This is a genomic window from Paenibacillus sp. YAE3 (assembly GCF_057546105.1).
Window position 1 is genome coordinate 15,201 of record NZ_BAAIYF010000004.1, and the last position, 17,914, is coordinate 33,114.

General features: G+C 49.9%; 25 protein-coding genes and 2 pseudogenes. 23 read left to right on the forward strand and 4 right to left on the reverse strand.

Going from position 1 to position 17,914, the window contains the following annotated elements:
* Nucleotides 1–100 precede the first annotated feature (100 nt).
* From AC27KL_RS08685 to AC27KL_RS08755, 15 genes and pseudogenes are all read left to right on the forward strand, one after another.
* A complete protein-coding gene (locus AC27KL_RS08685) occupies nucleotides 101–1,090 on the forward strand; it encodes a serine hydrolase domain-containing protein (protein ID WP_487169446.1) in 990 nt (329 codons plus the stop codon).
* Nucleotides 1,091–1,143: 53 nt separating this feature from the next.
* Nucleotides 1,144–1,392 carry a hypothetical protein gene (locus tag AC27KL_RS08690; protein WP_212949255.1) on the forward strand — a complete coding sequence of 83 codons (249 nt, stop codon included), beginning with the start codon at nucleotides 1,144–1,146 and terminating at the stop codon, nucleotides 1,390–1,392.
* Nucleotides 1,393–1,510: 118 nt separating this feature from the next.
* On the forward strand, nucleotides 1,511–1,648 hold the full coding sequence (locus tag AC27KL_RS08695; protein WP_212949253.1) for a hypothetical protein: 138 nt from the start codon (nucleotides 1,511–1,513) through the stop codon (nucleotides 1,646–1,648).
* Between the two features lie 462 nt (nucleotides 1,649–2,110).
* The gene (locus tag AC27KL_RS08700; RefSeq protein WP_212949251.1) at nucleotides 2,111–2,614 is read left to right on the forward strand and encodes a GNAT family N-acetyltransferase; all 504 of its coding nucleotides are present in this window, start codon (nucleotides 2,111–2,113) and stop codon (nucleotides 2,612–2,614) included.
* A 41-nt stretch (nucleotides 2,615–2,655) separates the two neighbouring features.
* Nucleotides 2,656–3,282 carry an alpha/beta hydrolase gene (locus tag AC27KL_RS08705; protein WP_487169447.1) on the forward strand — a complete coding sequence of 209 codons (627 nt, stop codon included), beginning with the start codon at nucleotides 2,656–2,658 and terminating at the stop codon, nucleotides 3,280–3,282.
* Nucleotides 3,283–3,316: 34 nt separating this feature from the next.
* On the forward strand, nucleotides 3,317–3,454 hold the full coding sequence (locus tag AC27KL_RS08710) for a hypothetical protein (RefSeq protein ID WP_340997345.1): 138 nt from the start codon (nucleotides 3,317–3,319) through the stop codon (nucleotides 3,452–3,454).
* A gap of 61 nt (nucleotides 3,455–3,515) precedes the next feature.
* Nucleotides 3,516–3,980 carry a hypothetical protein gene (locus AC27KL_RS08715; RefSeq protein ID WP_487169448.1) on the forward strand — a complete coding sequence of 155 codons (465 nt, stop codon included), beginning with the start codon at nucleotides 3,516–3,518 and terminating at the stop codon, nucleotides 3,978–3,980.
* 25 nt (nucleotides 3,981–4,005) lie between these two features.
* Nucleotides 4,006–4,662 (forward strand): DUF3885 domain-containing protein, encoded by a 657-nt coding sequence (locus AC27KL_RS08720; RefSeq protein ID WP_487169449.1) that lies wholly within the window; start codon nucleotides 4,006–4,008, stop codon nucleotides 4,660–4,662.
* Between the two features lie 60 nt (nucleotides 4,663–4,722).
* A complete protein-coding gene (locus AC27KL_RS08725; protein WP_487169450.1) occupies nucleotides 4,723–4,932 on the forward strand; it encodes a hypothetical protein in 210 nt (69 codons plus the stop codon).
* Between the two features lie 2 nt (nucleotides 4,933–4,934).
* Nucleotides 4,935–5,207, forward strand: coding sequence for a PolC-type DNA polymerase III domain-containing protein (locus AC27KL_RS08730; RefSeq protein ID WP_036714129.1), 273 nt, complete (start codon nucleotides 4,935–4,937; stop codon nucleotides 5,205–5,207).
* Between the two features lie 119 nt (nucleotides 5,208–5,326).
* Nucleotides 5,327–5,905 (forward strand): YdcF family protein, encoded by a 579-nt coding sequence (locus tag AC27KL_RS08735; protein WP_487169451.1) that lies wholly within the window; start codon nucleotides 5,327–5,329, stop codon nucleotides 5,903–5,905.
* A gap of 21 nt (nucleotides 5,906–5,926) precedes the next feature.
* Nucleotides 5,927–6,367 (forward strand): hypothetical protein, encoded by a 441-nt coding sequence (locus tag AC27KL_RS08740; RefSeq protein ID WP_487169452.1) that lies wholly within the window; start codon nucleotides 5,927–5,929, stop codon nucleotides 6,365–6,367.
* 140 nt (nucleotides 6,368–6,507) lie between these two features.
* Nucleotides 6,508–6,798, forward strand: a pseudogene (locus AC27KL_RS08745) (CPBP family glutamic-type intramembrane protease); the annotation flags it as partial.
* Nucleotides 6,799–6,823: 25 nt separating this feature from the next.
* The gene (locus tag AC27KL_RS08750) at nucleotides 6,824–6,997 is read left to right on the forward strand and encodes a hypothetical protein (RefSeq protein WP_340997352.1); all 174 of its coding nucleotides are present in this window, start codon (nucleotides 6,824–6,826) and stop codon (nucleotides 6,995–6,997) included.
* 35 nt (nucleotides 6,998–7,032) lie between these two features.
* Nucleotides 7,033–7,401: a hypothetical protein gene (locus tag AC27KL_RS08755; protein ID WP_487169453.1), complete on the forward strand. Its 369-nt coding sequence runs from the start codon at nucleotides 7,033–7,035 to the stop codon at nucleotides 7,399–7,401.
* A gap of 291 nt (nucleotides 7,402–7,692) precedes the next feature.
* Here AC27KL_RS08755 and AC27KL_RS08760 read toward each other — a convergent pair whose 3' ends face one another.
* The 3 genes from AC27KL_RS08760 to AC27KL_RS08770 are packed head-to-tail and all read right to left on the reverse strand — an operon-like array spanning nucleotide 7,693 to nucleotide 10,532.
* The gene (locus AC27KL_RS08760) at nucleotides 7,693–8,421 is read right to left on the reverse strand and encodes a hypothetical protein (protein ID WP_036714136.1); all 729 of its coding nucleotides are present in this window, start codon (nucleotides 8,419–8,421) and stop codon (nucleotides 7,693–7,695) included.
* Nucleotides 8,422–8,448: 27 nt separating this feature from the next.
* A complete protein-coding gene (locus tag AC27KL_RS08765; RefSeq protein ID WP_487169454.1) occupies nucleotides 8,449–9,213 on the reverse strand; it encodes a hypothetical protein in 765 nt (254 codons plus the stop codon).
* A 14-nt stretch (nucleotides 9,214–9,227) separates the two neighbouring features.
* Nucleotides 9,228–10,532: an SPFH domain-containing protein gene (locus tag AC27KL_RS08770; protein WP_487169455.1), complete on the reverse strand. Its 1,305-nt coding sequence runs from the start codon at nucleotides 10,530–10,532 to the stop codon at nucleotides 9,228–9,230.
* 167 nt (nucleotides 10,533–10,699) lie between these two features.
* On the opposite strand from AC27KL_RS08770, the gene AC27KL_RS08775 reads away from it, so the two are divergent.
* Nucleotides 10,700–11,248, forward strand: coding sequence for a GrpB family protein (locus AC27KL_RS08775; protein ID WP_487169456.1), 549 nt, complete (start codon nucleotides 10,700–10,702; stop codon nucleotides 11,246–11,248).
* Between the two features lie 50 nt (nucleotides 11,249–11,298).
* Nucleotides 11,299–11,520: pseudogene (locus tag AC27KL_RS08780) on the forward strand (aminoglycoside 6-adenylyltransferase); the annotation flags it as partial.
* A gap of 63 nt (nucleotides 11,521–11,583) precedes the next feature.
* On the opposite strand, the gene AC27KL_RS08785 reads toward AC27KL_RS08780, so the two are convergent.
* Nucleotides 11,584–11,799: an excalibur calcium-binding domain-containing protein gene (locus AC27KL_RS08785; protein WP_246536814.1), complete on the reverse strand. Its 216-nt coding sequence runs from the start codon at nucleotides 11,797–11,799 to the stop codon at nucleotides 11,584–11,586.
* Between the two features lie 145 nt (nucleotides 11,800–11,944).
* Here AC27KL_RS08785 and AC27KL_RS08790 point away from each other — a divergent pair, with 145 nt between their 5' ends.
* From AC27KL_RS08790 to AC27KL_RS08815, 6 genes are all read left to right on the forward strand, one after another.
* Nucleotides 11,945–12,589, forward strand: a complete 645-nt coding sequence (locus tag AC27KL_RS08790) for a zinc dependent phospholipase C family protein (RefSeq protein ID WP_487169457.1) — start codon at nucleotides 11,945–11,947, stop codon at nucleotides 12,587–12,589.
* 6 nt (nucleotides 12,590–12,595) lie between these two features.
* Nucleotides 12,596–13,102 (forward strand): GNAT family N-acetyltransferase, encoded by a 507-nt coding sequence (locus tag AC27KL_RS08795; RefSeq protein WP_487169458.1) that lies wholly within the window; start codon nucleotides 12,596–12,598, stop codon nucleotides 13,100–13,102.
* A gap of 4 nt (nucleotides 13,103–13,106) precedes the next feature.
* A complete protein-coding gene (locus tag AC27KL_RS08800) occupies nucleotides 13,107–13,844 on the forward strand; it encodes a DUF4184 family protein (RefSeq protein WP_487169459.1) in 738 nt (245 codons plus the stop codon).
* A 485-nt stretch (nucleotides 13,845–14,329) separates the two neighbouring features.
* Entirely contained in the window at nucleotides 14,330–15,262 is a 933-nt protein-coding gene (locus tag AC27KL_RS08805; protein ID WP_052147303.1) for an ABC transporter permease, read from the forward strand.
* Nucleotides 15,263–15,278: 16 nt separating this feature from the next.
* The gene (locus AC27KL_RS08810) at nucleotides 15,279–16,187 is read left to right on the forward strand and encodes a carbohydrate ABC transporter permease (RefSeq protein ID WP_487169460.1); all 909 of its coding nucleotides are present in this window, start codon (nucleotides 15,279–15,281) and stop codon (nucleotides 16,185–16,187) included.
* Nucleotides 16,188–16,240: 53 nt separating this feature from the next.
* Nucleotides 16,241–17,851 carry a type 2 periplasmic-binding domain-containing protein gene (locus tag AC27KL_RS08815; protein WP_339322042.1) on the forward strand — a complete coding sequence of 537 codons (1,611 nt, stop codon included), beginning with the start codon at nucleotides 16,241–16,243 and terminating at the stop codon, nucleotides 17,849–17,851.
* Nucleotides 17,852–17,914: the final 63 nt, after the last annotated feature.

Consider the following 17,914-nt stretch of genomic DNA (forward strand, 5'->3'; position numbering starts at 1 on the left):
AGGAAATAGGAACCATGGCGGAGCTGCAAGTTTAGGATTCCAAAGAAGGGCGGCACGCAAAAAGGGAACCGCTCCTTACTATTCGAAAGAGGTGATTGCTTTGTTCGAACGCATCGAGGAAATCATCGAACATTACGGGCGGGAACATCTGTTATCCGGCAACGTGTTCATTTCCAAAGAAGGCAAGGAAATATTCAGCCAATCCTATGGTCAAGCCAGCATGCAGCTAAACGTCCCGAACGGGATCGACACCAAATTCCACATTGCTTCCGTCACGAAAATGTTTATTGCTGCCGCAACGCTTAAACTGTACGAGCAAGGGCGGATCGATTTGGATCAGCATCCGGGAACCTACGTTGAGAAGTTTAAGGGCCTTCATCCGGACATCACGATCCATCACTTGCTGAGTCATTCCTCCGGGCTGAAGGACATTTACGCGGTGCCCGACTTGCGTTTGGAAATGAGCCGATGGAAGGCGGAGAACCGGGATTTTATCGATTATTTGCTCCAACTGGAGCAACAGTTCAGGCCGGGTGAGCGATGGGCGTACAGCAGCACGGGATTTATTATGCTCGGATATATTTTAGAGGCGTTGACGGGAATGAGATATGAGGAAGTTTTGGACGCATGGTTCTTTTCGCCGCTGCAGATGCGATCGACCGGTCTGGACCATCCGCGACACATCAATCCCGGGCGTGCATACGGACATACTTTGGAAAACGGGACCCTCAGGAATGCGGACAATGATAAGCTAAGCGATGTCGATGCGCCGGGAGAGCTTTTTTCGACCGTTCGCGATTTGGACCGATGGTGCGAGGCGTTGTTCAGCGGGGAGCTGCTCAAACAGGAGACGATGGAGCGGATGTTTACGCCGTATTATGCGACCTCGTTCGATCCGGATTTGGGTTATGGGTACGGATGGTTTCTGAGACCAGATGTACGTTTGATCGGGGGCGGCACGCCGGGATTCCGCTCGGAAATTTGGCATGATCCCGCCCATGGCTTGCGGGTCATTATGCTGTGGAATTACGAAAAAGTCGATTCGCATCAATTATTCCATCGGATCAGGCCCGTGTTATTGGAATGTTAGTCGGATCGCAAAAATCATGAAATCAAGAACCGTTGTTTTACAAGGAGACATCCATGGAACACAAATTTACATCCATCCGCAAAAAAACGAGAGGCATGCGCAGAAGGGCAAGAAAACTCCCCGATTGGGGAGCTTATCATGAAAATCTGGATGTCGACGGTTTGTTCAAACACCAAAAAGAATACGTGAAATTATGGATCAGCCCCTTTTATAACCTGCATCAAATCAGCGAAAACGAGGTCGGCAAAAAAAATCCCCCTTATAAATTCAGAAAGCAGGTTCTGGAGCAGCGCTTATTATGAGCAGCTTTTTAGGCCGAATCCGGAGCCGAAGCCGTTTCCTTACCAGATCAAGCATCCTTCTTTTGACCTTTTTACATGGGAAAGATGCGTTAATGGATATCATGTCTGGGAAAGCGATTTGGAAACGGAGGAGGAGATCGAGGAGGCGCGAAAAAAAGCGGTTGAAACCAACGAATACATGATCGGCGGCAAGATGGAACGATCGTATTTTATCAGCACGGGGGATCTGTGGGTCGGGTCGACAAAGGAGCGGTAGGAAGGATCAGGCATGCGTCTATGGGAAAATACCGATACGTATACGGTTTTTGTGGCCGCAAAGGTAAGGGCTACACCGCCGTACCGGACGGCTTTGAAACGACGGGCAGAGTGATCATGAATTTTGAGACGGCACGGCAAATGGTGAGGCGATCAGAAGGGGACGGCCACAAAGTGCTGCGGGATGTCCGACAATATAAGTGAAATCGCTAGGCAGGCTGCAGAAGTGGACGATTCTTGGGCGATTAAAGCGGGGGTGTTTATGAACATTTTGCCGGTATACGATCCGGGTCGCTTTTTCGAAGAGTTATCCCAAATGCCTATGCGAGTTTCCCAGGAAGCCATTCGATCCGTCATAAGGGAATTTATGGGATTGAATGCTTGGTACGAGGAGCTGGGGATTGAATATCGGAGCAAGGAGCTTCCTTTTTAAATACAATCATATCCCCTAAGGAGGAAACGCATGAAAGTTGAACTTCGCCCGGTACCTTATGCGCAGAAAGATCTTTTATCGAATTTGTATCAATTTTATCATTATGAGTTCAGCCCATTTACCGAAGAAGACATGAATGAAGATGGCAGATTTGATGCCAATATCGATTATTTTTGGGAAGGCGATCATAGGTGGAATCCGTTTTTTATTATGCTGTCGGGAAAAATCGCCGGGTTTGCGGTCGTTTTATTCGAAAATCTGGATACGGATCCGGATCCGACGCACGTCATTTATGATTTTATGGTGTTGCCGAAATACAGAAGGACCGGGGTTGGGTCTGCCGCCGCCAAAAAAGCATTGGCATTGTTTAAGGCCGACTGGGCCGTGGCTCAAATGGAAAAGAATACGCCTGCCATTTCCTTTTGGCGAAAGGTCATCGGCGAATTTACGGGTGATGCTTTCAAAGAAACGTATAGGGAAGATATAAAGAAATTCATACAGCGCTTTAGCACAAAATCACAGACGTCGGCTTAAGAGGCTCGAGTCTGCAAATACCAATCGAAAGGATGAACGGCATGAAAATCCAGGAGTTAACGTTTCCTACTTCATGGCATGCCCAGGCGAGGTTTAAAAAATTCGAAAATGAGTCATCCACCACGCTCGTCGTCGAATTTCCGGGTGCCCAATACGGCACCGAACTGCCGCTTTTCCATTACCCGAGAAAACTGGCTTTTCAATACGGATTCGATGTTTTATCGCTTGAATACGGCTACCAAAGCGCGCGCCTGAAGCCTGAATTCAGCGATGAGCTGATCGGGAGCATCGTTTCGGATTTGGCAGAAGCTTTTCAAACGATCGATCTCTCGCCATACCGACAGATTATCTTTTTGAGCAAAAGCTTGGGGACGGTTGTCGCCGGCCTGCTGGCCCAGAAACTGGGGATGGATGTAAAACATGTGTTCCTGACCCCGATCAGCCGCACCATTCCTTATATTCGCGAAAACAATAGTTTGGTCGTGACGGGAAGCGAGGATCCGGTATTTACCGAAAAAGAACGAAATCAAATCCCAAGCGCCAGAATGCTTGTCGTTGACGGGGCCGATCACGGGTTAGAGACGTTGGATCCTATGAAAACATTAAAGATGCTTGAACAAGTTTTGAGGGAAATCGATACATTTTTTGTGGAGCTTCGTCTAAAATAATGCGGCCGATTCAGCCTTAACGGAGGATAAACTTTTGACCCAACTCATGCATATTCGCGGAACTAGGATTTATATGGAGCAACTTGGGCAGGAGCATGAGGAAGCATTGCTCTATTTGCACGGAGGCCCAGGCGATAAGGTCATCTACGAAGCTCCCTACGATTTGGAGTAGTCGACTCATTTCACACGGAACAGGATGGACAATCGACCGGAAGGGGAGCGACGGAGAAAACATGAAGCTTTTGCCTGAGTATGCGAAAATATTGATCGTCGGCGTCGTTTTTCAAAATCAATGGAGCTGGTACGTTACCGAAAGGGAGTATTGGTTCCTGAATGTCGAAATGGAGGAACGGTTTGGCATTGAAGTGTTGGATGAAACGACGGCAGAGTGTTTTTTTGAAAGAATACACGACTATAAAGTAGCTACAAGCGACCTGACCCGCACGCTAATCGAGCTGGAAGATGCGTTTGGGAGTTATGACGACGTGCTCGAGTTTATGCCTGCGATTTACGTGAATTTCGATGACAAAGTGCTGTATTCCCTTTTTCCGGAGCCCATGTCCTTTGAACATTACGTACCCGACGGATGGACGGGGGAATATCGGGATTTTTATGCGCTTGTGCCTGAGGGCGAGCGGTATTGGGTGATTCAAGGGGAAAGTTTTTTTGAGCGGATGTGGAATAAATTCAGGGCTTAGAAGAATCGGAGGTGGACCATCATAGATGAACATGACAGATTATTTGAACATAAACTTTCCAGGGTTATCGCTTGAACCGCCATTGTTTTATAGTTGGGAATCGGCCCTACGATTCGAATTGGGAGACCCGGGGTTATTTGACATCGATGGAGAGCATTATTTGGAACGGGTGTATTTTCGGGCGATCGAGCTGTTCAAGGAACTCCATCACCCCAATGACGATGTGATTCTCGTAACCGATGCATATTTTGCGAACGTTGCAAAAGGCAGGGTCCATAAATTGAATCTCTATCAACGGTTTATTAAAAACAAAAAGATATTGCGGCACATTCGAATCGAAGTGATCCCGGACGAATCGGATGAATCGAATGAATCGGATACAAGTATCGGTCCTCCATTTTATATCCATCGATATTGGCTTCCATGCAAAGCAAGAGAGATCAAATACGCGCCGCTCATCCAAGCGATCTGTAACCAGGACATGACCCTGAAGCCAAAGATGAAGCATAGAGTGTTTTTCGTTAATATAACTCAAGGAAGCATCTTTCATATCTATGATGATCGAGGATGTGACGTTATTTCCATGACCCCGGATGTATTGAGGGAGGTTTACGATAAGTATTATGGCTGGATCTTGAAATACGATAAAGCAAAAATGGATCGGGTTTTTCGTGCGGATTAGGCAGGCTCGGGTTCATATTTTTTCTTGTGCCATTATATGACAACCTAAAGAAGGGTTTGCATGAAAATCGATTTGATTTCCGATGCGGCATATGCCGTATCCGGAATTCGCGTGGAACATATAGCCGGCCGGAACTTTTGCGTCTTCGACGTTGAAGCGACGGGACCCGACGAGAAAGAGGACTGCATCACTCAAATCGGTGCGGTGCTGATTGATCCCTTATCGAAGACTGGCCCCTGCTCTACCATGAATGCCGAAGAAATGGGCTGAACATGCTTTCCAATCCGATTTTGGACACGAAAGCGTTATTTTCATATCTGTTTCCCGAAATAGATGAAATCATATCAACCGATTTTCTGCTTTCATTTTTCAGCATCGATGCCTCCGACCTGAAGCGCCACACAGCACTTGACGACAGCTTCCTCATCAAAAGAATTTTCGACGAACTTTTAAAAGAGCTGGAACAAAGGAATATTGACGACATCATCATCGACCAGCCGATCACGATCAAACGGGTAAAACTTCCAAAGCTTGCTTCGCCGTAAGCATAAATGGATAGATTCCTGTGATGGACCCTTTGGACGCCCCTTACATATGCTATATTGGAAGGCAGTCACAGCTAGATTGATAGAATATCCGAAGGAAACGGCAGGAGGTGATGGATATGAAATATCCTTTTGATTGTCTGACGGATCTGGTTTTTGTCGAAGAAGAAAAACAAATCCTTCCGGCGGATGTCATCCTTGTTCCCGGGGGAAGCCACACGGAACCGATGAGCATGGCTGCGAGATTGTTCCGTGCCGGGATGGCGCCTTATATTTTGCCTTCGGGCGGATACAACCGAAAGCTTGGGACAACCGAGTGGGAACATTTTAAGGAAATCGGCATGTCGCTGGGCGTTCCCGAGTCCCGAATTTTGAAAGAAGATCAGGCCAGACATACATTCGATAACGCCAGAAATTCCTGGAAAGTTCTGCAGGAGCAGCATATAGAAGTGAAACGTGCCATTCTTGTGTGCAAGTCTTATTTTTCGAGAAGAGCGCTTATGACCTATCAGACGGTTTTTCCGCCGAGCGTTGCCTTTCAAGTTCTTCAGGATGATCGCCGGATCAGCCGGCAAAACTGGTTTTTGGACGAGGAAGGCATTCGATGGGTTCTGACGGAAGCCCAGAAAATATCGACTTATTTTGCCGAGCATATCCCGAACTGGGTGAAACAAAGCCAAAATGACGCCAAGGATTAAAGAGTTCATAAAGGAGAACGTATGATTCAAATATTGGAGGAGCCGATCGGCGTAACCTATGCTTCGTTAATCTCGCTCGCGTTTGACGTTTGCGATGAATTTATTTTAGTCAAAAGGGATCAGATTGGGCTGCACCCGAACGCGGAAGCGCTGCTCGACCGGCTTCAGCCTTACGTCAAAGAAATGAAACGGCAGGATGAATGGCCGGGAACGAGGTTGTTGGGTCATTATGCCGAAGTTTATTATTTTGGTTGTACCGAAGAGTTAAAAGCATTGCTGCTGCATATTTCAAATCGATTGTATCAATGGATGCAGCCTGAAATGCCGGAAGACTTGTGTTTCTTGAAAAACGGAAAAGCGTGGTTGATCAATACGGCTCATGAACGCATGAGTATGATCGATACGACAGATCGAAGCGAAATTTTAAAAATTCGAGAGATCGAGGGAATCATGATTTATTAGGGGGCGGGCGCCCAAACCTCTCTGTATCGGGAATCGGCTCCATAAACCTCCTTTTTGATCCGAATCGTCATGCAAGCCCGTGAGCTTAACAAGGGTTCTGCCCCCTTATTCTTTCCAACGGATTCGTTCTGCTCCCAAAGATGGCTTTGTTCCGCACGCATCGATCCAGTTACGACGTGCGCGGGTTTCTCACGTCACAGCTTGTAAAACTTCAACTTAGCGACTGGCAGGTGTATCTGATTGTCGGTTGCGTGTGGGGAGCATGGCGTATTCCGTATTACCTGGTGTTTTTGCCGGATGCGGACATGGAGCCTGTCCTGCCTGTGGGCCGGGTGATGTTTGCGATCGTTACGTTTGTAACGATGGTTTGCTGGTCCGTTATGTTTATCGAGCTTTACCGGGTAACCCAATCGATTTGGCCTTGCGTCATTTTACATATGACCAGCGGATTCGCTCGTGAATCGGCTGATCATTTCAGGATTTATCCATATTGCCGCCGGGAAGAAAATCGTTATTTCCCCGATCAGCGGGATCGTCGCGACATTGCTGTATTTGGTAGTCGGATGCGGAATCCGGGCCTACCGGAAGTTCAAGGAGACGATAATCCATCGGCCAACGTTCAAATACTAAGGTGAAGGGTTTGGTCAAGAAACCGAGGTGATCAGGTGAAAAAAGTAGGGATGGTTGCGACGATTGCAATAGCTGCATTCATTGGATTTGGCGCTGGGAGGTTGTACACGGACTATATCAAAGTGAATGCGGCGGTAAAAGAATCGTTGGAACGGCGAACGGTCGAATACTTGAAGCAAAAAGGATATACTCCGGACCAGTACACGATGACAACGATAAAAGGCGTAAAATTCGACGGAATGAACGACTACTCCGTTGATGTTCAATTTAAGGATGAAGCGTCGCGACATTACTACTACAGTGAGGATCCTGAAGGGAATATTCAGCAATACGGTTTTAACGGAACAAAACATATTGAGAACGAAAGCCGTGCCAAAGGGGAAAAGGACAATGCCGATGATTGAGGTTTTGGATAAGAGTGGAGCATGACGCTCAAAAAGAAACTCAGGATTATGCCAAAGCGATTTTGGAGCTTAGCAAACCGCTGTATTCCGTTTCGGTCGAAGAAATGTTAGGAAGAGCGGAAAAAGCAGAGATATAAAGCCAGAGGTGAAAAGAACAGCGAGATGTTGCAGGAATTTATGGATGAAAATTTAAAGTAAGATTCCCAGAGAAAATATTTAGCCTGCCTTGCTCGACGCCAAACGTTAGCAGGGCAGGCCGATTTGTATCCATAGGGGCTCAGGGTCCAACCGTTACGCGCAGATGATGACGTTGCCGCAATATTCGCATTCCTTCTGCTCGTGTGGAGCGACAACGACCCTGGCGCCGCAGCCCGGGCATTCCAACGCTCGCGGGCCTTGCATATCAGGATTTTCATGGTTACCTATGCCGGGTTGCGGATGAGCTTCTTCGCTAGCCTCGGCTTGCTGCTCAAACGGATAACTTCCAGGCATAAATTTAAGCATGCCATTTTCGATGACGCCCAGCGGCAGCATCCGATGATTGATCATAAAATTGAGGTCCCTTTCCGCAGGGATCGGGGATTGTCTGGTTTCCAACGCTATTTGCCGAACGCTGGTGATCCCCCTTTCCATGACCAACCAGTGGTATTGCGAAAGCAGCCGATTGAAATTTCGATCCGAGGGACCGATCAATGAGAAAAATATGAAAGCAGGCAGCAGGAGGAACGCCCCATAGACGACTGCATTGGCAATCGATTCCGCGGCTTCCGCAGGCCCGAATTCATCATATGTGATGAGAAAGATAAACATCGTAACAAGATAGGTGAGAGTAAACGCCCAACCTAACAACCTGTGATTTCTTCCTTTGCAACTGCGGTGAAAGTGAGTAGAAAACACACGAATAAGAGCGATGACCAAGCCGAGGGGAAATATCACGTAGCCGGCAGGAAAGATCAGCACCGTAGTGCAAAGAATGACCCGGTCAAAAGCCGTTAGTTGGGATTTATATTTAAAGTCCATTGCTGCAGCATACCTCCCGAATATCTTCTATACCGAATTGGACTTGAATGGAGAAGCAAGATTGTTCCGCTCAAGAATAAGTTCGCGTATTTTCCGGACGAGGAAGACCGTTTCGGCCGTTAACGCTTCTTTTTTGGAGCCGTCGACTGCCTGAATCAGTTGAATCTGGTCCTCCAGAAGCGAAAGATGCTGTTCGACCACGCCGGTCAGACCGGCCCGGGCGGCAATGACCCCCGGATCGCCATAAGCGATGGTTTCTTCGAATCGGGCAAGTTCCTCCATTAAATCGCTTTGGCCCGGCGTGTCCGGCATGCCCCGTACGCGGGCGCGCATGGATGTCAATCGTTTGAGCAAATCGTTTCTGATATTCCGTTGATCGCGCTGCTTTTGATCCTGGGCCCCGGCAAATTTGCCACTAAATCTCAGAAGGGCAGCAACGACTGCATACCCGGCCAAAAGAATAAGATGGACCGTAAAATACGCGGCGGCTGAGATATCGAACACATAACCGAGCAGCAGGACGCATGCCAACACGGCGATCAAATAGGCTCCGTCAAGAAATCCTAAAGCGATGCGAAAAGGAGCAGGCGTCGCTTCATGCTCTTGGCCTCTGCCGCCGGACCGCAGCCAACCGATAAGCAGGGCGGCCTCGGCACAGGCGACGGCGACGCCCGAAATCCAGGCATGCGCCCGAATCCATCCGCCGCTTAGTCCAAACAACAATAGGGTAATCAAAGGCAGCAGGAAGATCAGGGATCTGATCCAGCCTCTGCGAACGATTCCGGTCCTCAATGTGATCCCCCGCTTTATGTTAATTTAGCGCCGCACTCCATGCAGAATTTCTGGCCGAGCAATATTTCGTGATTGCAGCTGCCGCATTTCAGGGCGCAACTCGCGCCGCAGCTCGGGCAGAACTTCGCTTTGGCATCCACCCATTCGCCGCACTCCCTGCAGACCTTCGGAAGCGATGTTCCGCATTTCGGGCAGGAGGACATGCCTATGGCGAAATCATACCCGCAAGAAGGGCAAGGATTGTAGGGATCTCCGCAATTCTCGCAAAACTTGGCGTTGGGGAGAAGCGGATTCCCGCAATCGCTGCAAGTTCGCTTCTGCTGCCGGTTCGCCGCAGGGGCCGTCAAAGCCTGGCCGCAATCGGAACAAAACCGGGCCGTTTCCGTATTGAGGCTTCCGCAGTTTAAGCAGCTTCTCTGTTTGGTGCTTGCGACGGCAGCAGCTTGCATGGTCAGATTTCCGGCCATTTGATGGGCGGCTTCGTACATCGGTGCGGCCATGCCGAATCCTAACCCAAGTCCCGAACCGATGACGGCGGCGCTGCTGCCGGGGTTTTTGGCGACATCTTCCATCGTGTCGAAAGAACGTTCTTCCTGGTATGTATACCCGATGATGTCCATTTCGGCTTTTTTGGCCAAGGCCGCTTTGATCCGCTGGGCGGCGGGATCGTCCGTCGGCGTGTTGATCGAATCGACATAGAAGTTCAGCAAAGAAATCCCCATTTCCTCGAATGCCGGCCCGATGGCCTCCTCGATATGTTTGGAAATTTCAGCGGCATACGCGTTGATTTCGACCACGCTGATCTTTTTATGGACGATATAGGAGGATATGATTTCGTTAATGTTTGACATGAGCACGCCGCGATAATATCTAATGAGCGTATCCTGATCAAAGGTTGGAAGCGTTCCTACAAGTTTTAGCAGAAACTTGCGGGCATCGACGATTTGAATGCCGAATTGGCCGTAAGCCCTTACAGATACGATAATATTGAACTTTGGATCCTGCAGCTCGAGAGGAGAGCTGGTGCCCCATTTGACGTCCAACGAACTGAGCTTGTTAACGAACCAGACCTCGGCCGTAAAAGGGGACTCCCCTCCAAACGGCAGGTTTACGAAGTTGGACAAAATTGGTATATTAGCGGTACTTAGCGTATAACGTCCCGCAGAAAAGGAATCCAGCGCTTGACCTTCTTTGAACAAAATCGCTTCCTGCGTTTCATGAACGATCAGTTGGGACCATGTGCTTAATTCCTGGTTGGGATGGCGCCATGCATAAACATCTGGCGGACCTTCAAATTTGACGACATCAATGATTGCCATTCGTTGCACTCCTTTAACACCATTCGTTTCATTCATATGGAAAAAGGTACTTATCTACTATTGTATACGATTTAAGGCCTATGCGGATGCGAATATTTGGAAAAATTCGAAAGATTCCGCGGGAAGGGAAGTTTCTAAGGACAACACCAAAAACCAAGGAGAATATGATGACGGACCATACCTTTTACCTTGCTCCATACGACCCGGACTGGAAAAGAGAGTTCGCGGAGCTTGGAGCACGCATCAAACATGCGTTGGGAGATACGGCCCTGCGGGTCGACCATATCGGTTCGACCTCCGTGGCGGGGCTTGCAGCGAAGCCGATCATCGACATTCAGGTTTCGGTGGCCTCCCTAGAACCGGTTGAGCTGTACAAACCGCAAATGGAAGCCATCGGCTTCATCCATCGGGCGGACAACGAGGAGTTGACCAAACGGTATTTCAGGGAGTCGCCCGGCGAAAAAAGGGCGCATATCCATATCCGGGAGAAGGGGAGCTTCGGCGAACAGTTTGCGTTATTGTTCAGGGACTATTTGAGAGAACACCCGGATGAAGGCCAAATATACGCCGCCGAAAAACAAAGACTCATGCTTTTGTATCCGAACGAGCGGCAAAAGTACGTCGAGGAAAAAGAACCGGTCATCTGGGAGATCATGCGCAGGGCAAGCCGATGGAGCCAGCGGGTCGGATGGAAGCCGGGGCCTGCGGATTATTGAGCTGGAGGATAAGATGAGAGGTTATTATGGTGGATTGGGACCCGGCATGATTGCCGGGTTTCTGGCAGGCAAGACGGGGAAATATTTCAAGCGAATATCTCCCCGGGCCTTACTGGGATATGTATAAAGCAACTTTTTCGGACGGCAGCTATGAAAACATGCGGGACGCCGTTTTTGCGGCGTGCCGGTTGTTCCGAAAGTTAGCCTGCGAAGTGGCACAAGAGCTCTCCTATACATACCCGCTGCAGGACGATGCCAACATGACCCAATACCTTAAGCATGTCCGGCTGCTGCCTGCCGATGCGAAAGCGATTTTGCAGCGGCAAGCGCCGGGTTTATTTTTCGCAGGCGATCCGGTCTTTGTCGCGATCCAGCTTTTTGTTGGCATCGTACAGGGCTTTGGATACAAACGGCGCGTATTTCGTTTTTCCGCCTTTGTTTTTGACTCCCGGAGCTTGGGCGACGCCGCCCTTGTAAACGCGGTTGAGTTCGGAGCAGTTTCTGAATTTTTTCGCCTGGGACGCGGCGCTGGCATCCGATGCGGAAAACATCACGCCTCCGAGCAGAACGATGCTCATACTCCATAGGAAAGTTTTTCGGAACATATGCATTCTCCTTTACAATGATGATGCCATTATCGTAAACGATGATTATTTTTTAGACAATACCAAAGGAATCCCGAAGGAGGTTTACGCCATGCCGTGGCCGATGGTCCATTTTGCGGTTGCCCAAAAACTGTCTTTGCCCCATCCCATGCCCGCTTTTTTGCTCGGCAGCATCTCGCCGGACGCCATCCATGCCAGAGAACATGTTACCCGAAGCGAAAAGGGCGCCACTCACCTCGTTCAGGAGGGACGTTTTCCGAGCATCGCTACACTGCAGGCAGCCTGCAATTCCTATCTGGAACAAGACCGGAATTCGGAATGGCTGGCCTTCGTGTTAGGCTATTTTGCGCACATTTATACGGATATCCGGTGGACGGAGACGGTTTATGCGGATTTTGAGAGAGCATACGACGGAGACCCGGGCGGGATCAGGGAGACGTATAACAGGGAAGTCAGCCAATTGGAATTCCATTTGTTAAGACAGGAGCCGTGGGCGCAGGATGCGCTCGAACAATTGCGGCGGGCGCGGGCGTTTGCGGTCGAACCGTTCCTCACGCAAGACGAAGTCGGGCGGTACAGGGACATGAAGCTGGCCTGGCTGGAAGATGAACGTCAAGAGCCGGGAGTTCAAAATCAGTATTTCCATGCGCAAAACGTGAGCGATTTTACCGAAAATACGGCACGCGAATTAACCGAATTATTCCAAGCGTGGAAGATCCCCCAGAGAGGAGTTTAACGAATCATGCACATTCAAAACCTACGACGGGAACAAGCGGAGCAATTCTGGAAGCTGCGGCTTGAGGCGCTGAAAACGCAGCCCGAGGCTTTTGGTTCCTCCTACGAGGAACAGGTCCATACCCCAATGAACGAAGTCGAATCAAGGATTAACGATGAACCGGACAATTATATACTGGGCGCGTTTACGGAGGAAGGCGAACTCATCGGGATGGCCGGGTTCCGGAGGGAGCAGGGACGAAAGATGAGGCATAAAGGCATGGTATGGGGAGTGTACGTCACTTCGGCGCATCGCGGGAAAGGGATCGCCAAGGCCCTTATGCAGGAAATTCTGCGCAGGGGACGGGAAATCGAAGGTTTGCGGCAGATCCAGCTGGCGGTCGTGACGGCCAATACGGCTGCAGCGGCATTGTATAAAGGACTGGGGTTCGAAAGTTACGGCGTGGAAAAAGAAGCTTTGATGGTGGACGGACGCCTTTATGACGAAGAATTTATGGCCTATTTTTTAGGATAAAGCCATGCCGTTTACTTTTGCGCATCCTTTGTACATTGCTCCGGCCAAATGGATCATTCCCCGGTATATGAGTCTGGCAGGACTTGTGCTTGGCAGCATGGCCCCGGATTTTGAATATTTTTTGGCGATGGAGCCTTACCAGTGGATCGGGCATACGCATTGGGGGCTGCTGCAGGCCATCCTGCTTTGCACGATTCTTATGCTTTTGCTGCAGGTCATCCTGAAGCCCCTGGCCATGCATTTGCCTTCCCTTTTCGATCTTGATTCCAGGGCATCCTCGTTGATTCAGTCCTTCGATGTCCGCCGCATGCGGAACTGGATCGTGTTTATCGTCTCGGTCGCGATCGGATTTTACAGCCACGTATTGATCGATGGGTTTACGCATGCCTCCGGCTATTTTGTCATGAGGTATCCCGCTTTGCGCAGCGTTGTGGTTGCCGATTTGCCTGCTTATAAGCTGCTGCAGCATTCCTTGTCCATTTTCGGTTTGACGCTGGAATTGGCGATCCTGCTCTACGTATTGGCCAACGTCCCATATTCGGCCGTAAGCGCGGCCAGGGTCGCGGGAAAACGAAAGCGGAGGTATTGGATCACGGTGGCGATCATGATGATCGTTGTCGTTTGTGCCAAGCTTCTATTTACTTCCAGTTCGAACCTATTGGGAATTCTCGTCGTGTCGCCGATATCCGGATGTTTTGCAGGGCTGGTTGCGGCGGGAGCGTTGTTTGGAAAAGCGCGTTAGACTTGATGGGAAGATGACATTTTAAGCATCAAGACCATTCGGTTGTGCCGTTTATAGTTTGCCATATATCCATGTGTAGGCCCGGGGGAGAGAGTCCCTTGGGTCTGTTTTCGTATGTCCATTTTTTCGCAAACGCTATCATGCGAACTGAAAATTCTGCGGGAGAAATGCCAAAGGCATATGAAAAGGTTGTCATTTGGTGTCGATTGGTCATATTTGATGTCGTTCTGAAAGCCTTTTCCGGCAAGCAAAAACGACATATTGTCAGCATGTCAGCCGCGATTGTCAGCGTCCAAAAACCTTGATGCGGCGCGGGTTTCCGGCGCACCTAAAATGACATATTTACGACGTTTGCCAGGTTGTCTATCGTTAAACATGTAAGCGCTAGCAACCCTGCATAACTTCGAGAGAAAACAAACAGAAAGAAATCATATGAAAGGGGTGATCCTATGCAGGATACAAAAGCTGCTGTTCCGGGCAATGCAATGTTGAAACCGGGAAAGGCCGGCACCGGCAAGGGCGTCTGGAAGAGAATCGTTACGAACTGGGAATTGTACATCTTTATTGCGCCAGCGTTTCTGTACTTTCTCATTTTCTCTTACGGACCGATGTATGGCATTCAGATCGCGTTCAAAAACTTTATTCCGACAAAAGGGATTAGCGGAAGCCCGTGGGTCGGCTTCGACCACTTCGAGCGCTTCTTCCATTCCTATTACTTTTGGGATTTGTTATGGAACACGCTGAGCATCAGCTTGTACGAACTCGCCATCGGATTTCCGATTCCGATCATTCTGGCACTGGCGTTTAATGAGGTTAGAAACGGATTCTTCAAGAAGCTGGCCCAGACCGTGACGTATGCGCCTCACTTTATTTCCGTCGTCGTGATGGCCGGGATGATCATTTCCTTCCTGTCCCCGTCGACCGGGATCGTGACGCACATCATTGAAGGTCTTGGATTCCAGGCGCCGGACTTTTTGACGGATCCGAGATGGTTTAAAACGATGTATGTATTGTCTGGCGTGTGGCAAAGCGCAGGCTGGGGCACCATCATTTACTTGGCAGCGCTTTCCGGGGTGGATCCGGGGCTTCACGAAGCGGCGATCATCGACGGGGCCTCGCGGTTCCAGCGCATTCGCCACATTAACATCCCGACGCTGATCCCTACGATGACCATCCTGCTCATTCTGAACATGGGTAGCTTGCTGGGAGTAGGCTTTGAAAAGATTCTCCTGCTGCAAAACCCGCTGAACATGGGATCTTCGGACGTCATTTCGACGTTCGTGTACCGCTCCGGGCTCGTGGATGCCCAGTACAGTTTCTCGACAGCGATCGGCTTGTTTAACTCCGTGATCAACTGCGTGATGCTGATCGTCGTGAACCAGATTGTGCGCCGGACGAGCGAGAATAGTTTGTGGTAGAAAAGGAGGGGCACGGATGTTAACAGGCGTAAAAGAAACCAAACGCGACAAGATCTTTGTAATTTGCAACTACATTTACGTGCTTCTGGCTTTCCTGATCGTATTTTATCCGCTCATCTACATGATCAGCGCATCGATCAGCAATCCGAAGTTCGTAGGCTCCGGGGAAATGTGGCTGTGGCCGAAAGGCATCACCTTTGACGGCTACAAGCGCGTGTTCGAAAATTCAAGCATTTGGATCGGCTACGGCAATACGATTTTGTACACGGTCGTGGGTACCGCGATCAACCTAATCGTAACGCTGCCTGCAGCGTATGCGCTGAGCCGCAAGGACTTCGTCGGACGCAACTTCTTTATGGGCATGTTTATGGTGACCATGTTCTTTGGCGGCGGTCTGGTGCCGACTTACCTGCTCGTCAAGGAGCTTGGCATGATCAACTCGATGTGGGCGATCGTGATTCCGTCCGCCGCATCGATCTGGAACATTATCGTCTCCCGCACGTTTTTCCAAAGCTCGATTCCGAAGGAGCTGCAGGAAGCGGCCCAAATCGACGGTTGTACCAATATGCGGCTGTTCGTCAAAATCATTCTGCCGCTGTCGATGCCGATTATCGCGGTCATGGCCTTGTTTTACGGCGTCGGCAACTGGAACAGCTACTTCTCGGCGCTCATTTATTTGAATGATTCCGCCAAGTATCCGCTGCAGCTCGTCTTGCGCCAAATTCTCGTCTTGCAGGAGATGGCGGCCCAGGGCGGAGGGGCGATCGATGCCTCGACGGCCGCGGCGATGAACAGCAAAGCCGAAATTGCGGCACTGGTCAAATATGCGGTCATCATCGTCGCAACGCTTCCAGTTATTGTGATTTATCCTTTCTTACAGCGTTATTTCGTGCAAGGTGTTATGATTGGTTCCGTAAAGGGCTGATCTTGCCAAATAGGGATTTTGCATCCCGAATACAACAAAGGGGAGTTATACAGATGAAAAACATTCGCAAGGCTTCATCCATTTTACTTTGCCTTACCCTTTCCGCGTCCTTGCTTGCAGCATGCGGCTCGTCGAAAGGCAGCGAAGGCGCATCCTCTTCGGCGCAGACTCAGGCTGAAGGCGTGAAAAAAGACGGCTTTCCGATCGTGGACAAGCAGCTGACGCTGACCATGATGTCGCAGGACGCCGGCGTGGCGGACTGGAACCAAATGCCCGTGCTTAAAGAAATGGAAAAACTGACGAACATTAAATTCAACTACCAGCTTTCGCCGATCGACAGCTTCGCCACGAAGAAAAACCTCGTGTTCGCGAGCGGCGACTTGCCGGACGTATTCTACGGCGCGGACCTTAAGCCTGCCGAGCAGGTCACTTACGGAACGCAAGGCGTGCTGATTCCTCTGGAACAATACATCGACGGAGGTTACGCGCCGAACATCAAAAAAATCTTCGACGAGCATCCGGATATCCGCAAATCGTTTACGACGCCGGACGGACATATCTATGCGCTGCCGAACGTCGACTTGTCCGCCGTATGGTACCGGAGCCCGATGTGGTATAACGGCAAATTCCTGAAAGCGCTCAACGTAAAGGAACTGCCTAAAACGACGGAAGAATTGTACGCGTATTTGAAACGCGTGAAGGAAGAAGATCCGAACGGCAACGGCAAGAAGGACGAAATTCCGCTGACTTCCGTGAAGCTGGACGATTTGCGCATGTATTTCCTCGGCTTCTTCGGCATCTATGACGAAGTGATTTACGCGGATAAAGACGGCAAGGTGCATTACACGCCGCAAGAGGAAGGCTACAAAGGTTACCTGACGTTCATGAACCGTTTGTGGAAGGAAGACCTTCTCGACCACGAAACGTTCTCGCAAACGCCTGAACAGAAAAAGGCGAAGGGGCAAAACAACCAGCTTGGCGTATTTAACGACTACTTCCCTTACTTTACGCTCGGCGGCGAACCAAGCAGCGACAACCCGCTTATGACGCCGGTGAAGAGCGAAATCCCGGATTCTCCGGTATACGGCAAACACCCGGGCATCTCGGCCAACGGCACGTTCGCGATCACGAGCAAAAACCCTGCTCCGGAAGCGACGATGCGCTGGATCGACTACCAATACGGCTATGACGGCGCAACGTTGTTCGCCCAAGGCCCTGAAAACCTGCTGTGGAAATACAAAAACAAAGAAACGCATGAAAAAGAATGGCTTCCGGTTCCGGGAGGAAAAGACCGCGAGGAATTCCGCGGCACGATGACGCCGAACTACGGCATCCTGACTCCGGGCATGAACTCCGCCGAACTGACCAAAGGCCTGAAGAGCGACTTCGACAAGTGGATCGACAAGGAAAATGCAGAGAAGCTTGTACCGATCAGCAAAACGCCGTTCCCTAACGTGTACTTGACGAATGAAGAGCAAAGCGAAGCAACGGCACTGCTCTCCGACCTCAATACGTACGTTCAGCAAATGGAAGCGAAGTTCGTGACCGGACAAGAGCCGCTTTCCAATTGGGACAAATACGTGGCTCAGCTGAAAAAGATGGGCGCAGACCGTATCGTAGAGCTTTACCAAGGCGCGTACGACCGCTGGAATTCCGGGAAATAATCGATTAGCAGCACAAAAAAATGAAGCCAACATGTCCCGGTCTTGACGACCGGATGTTGGCTT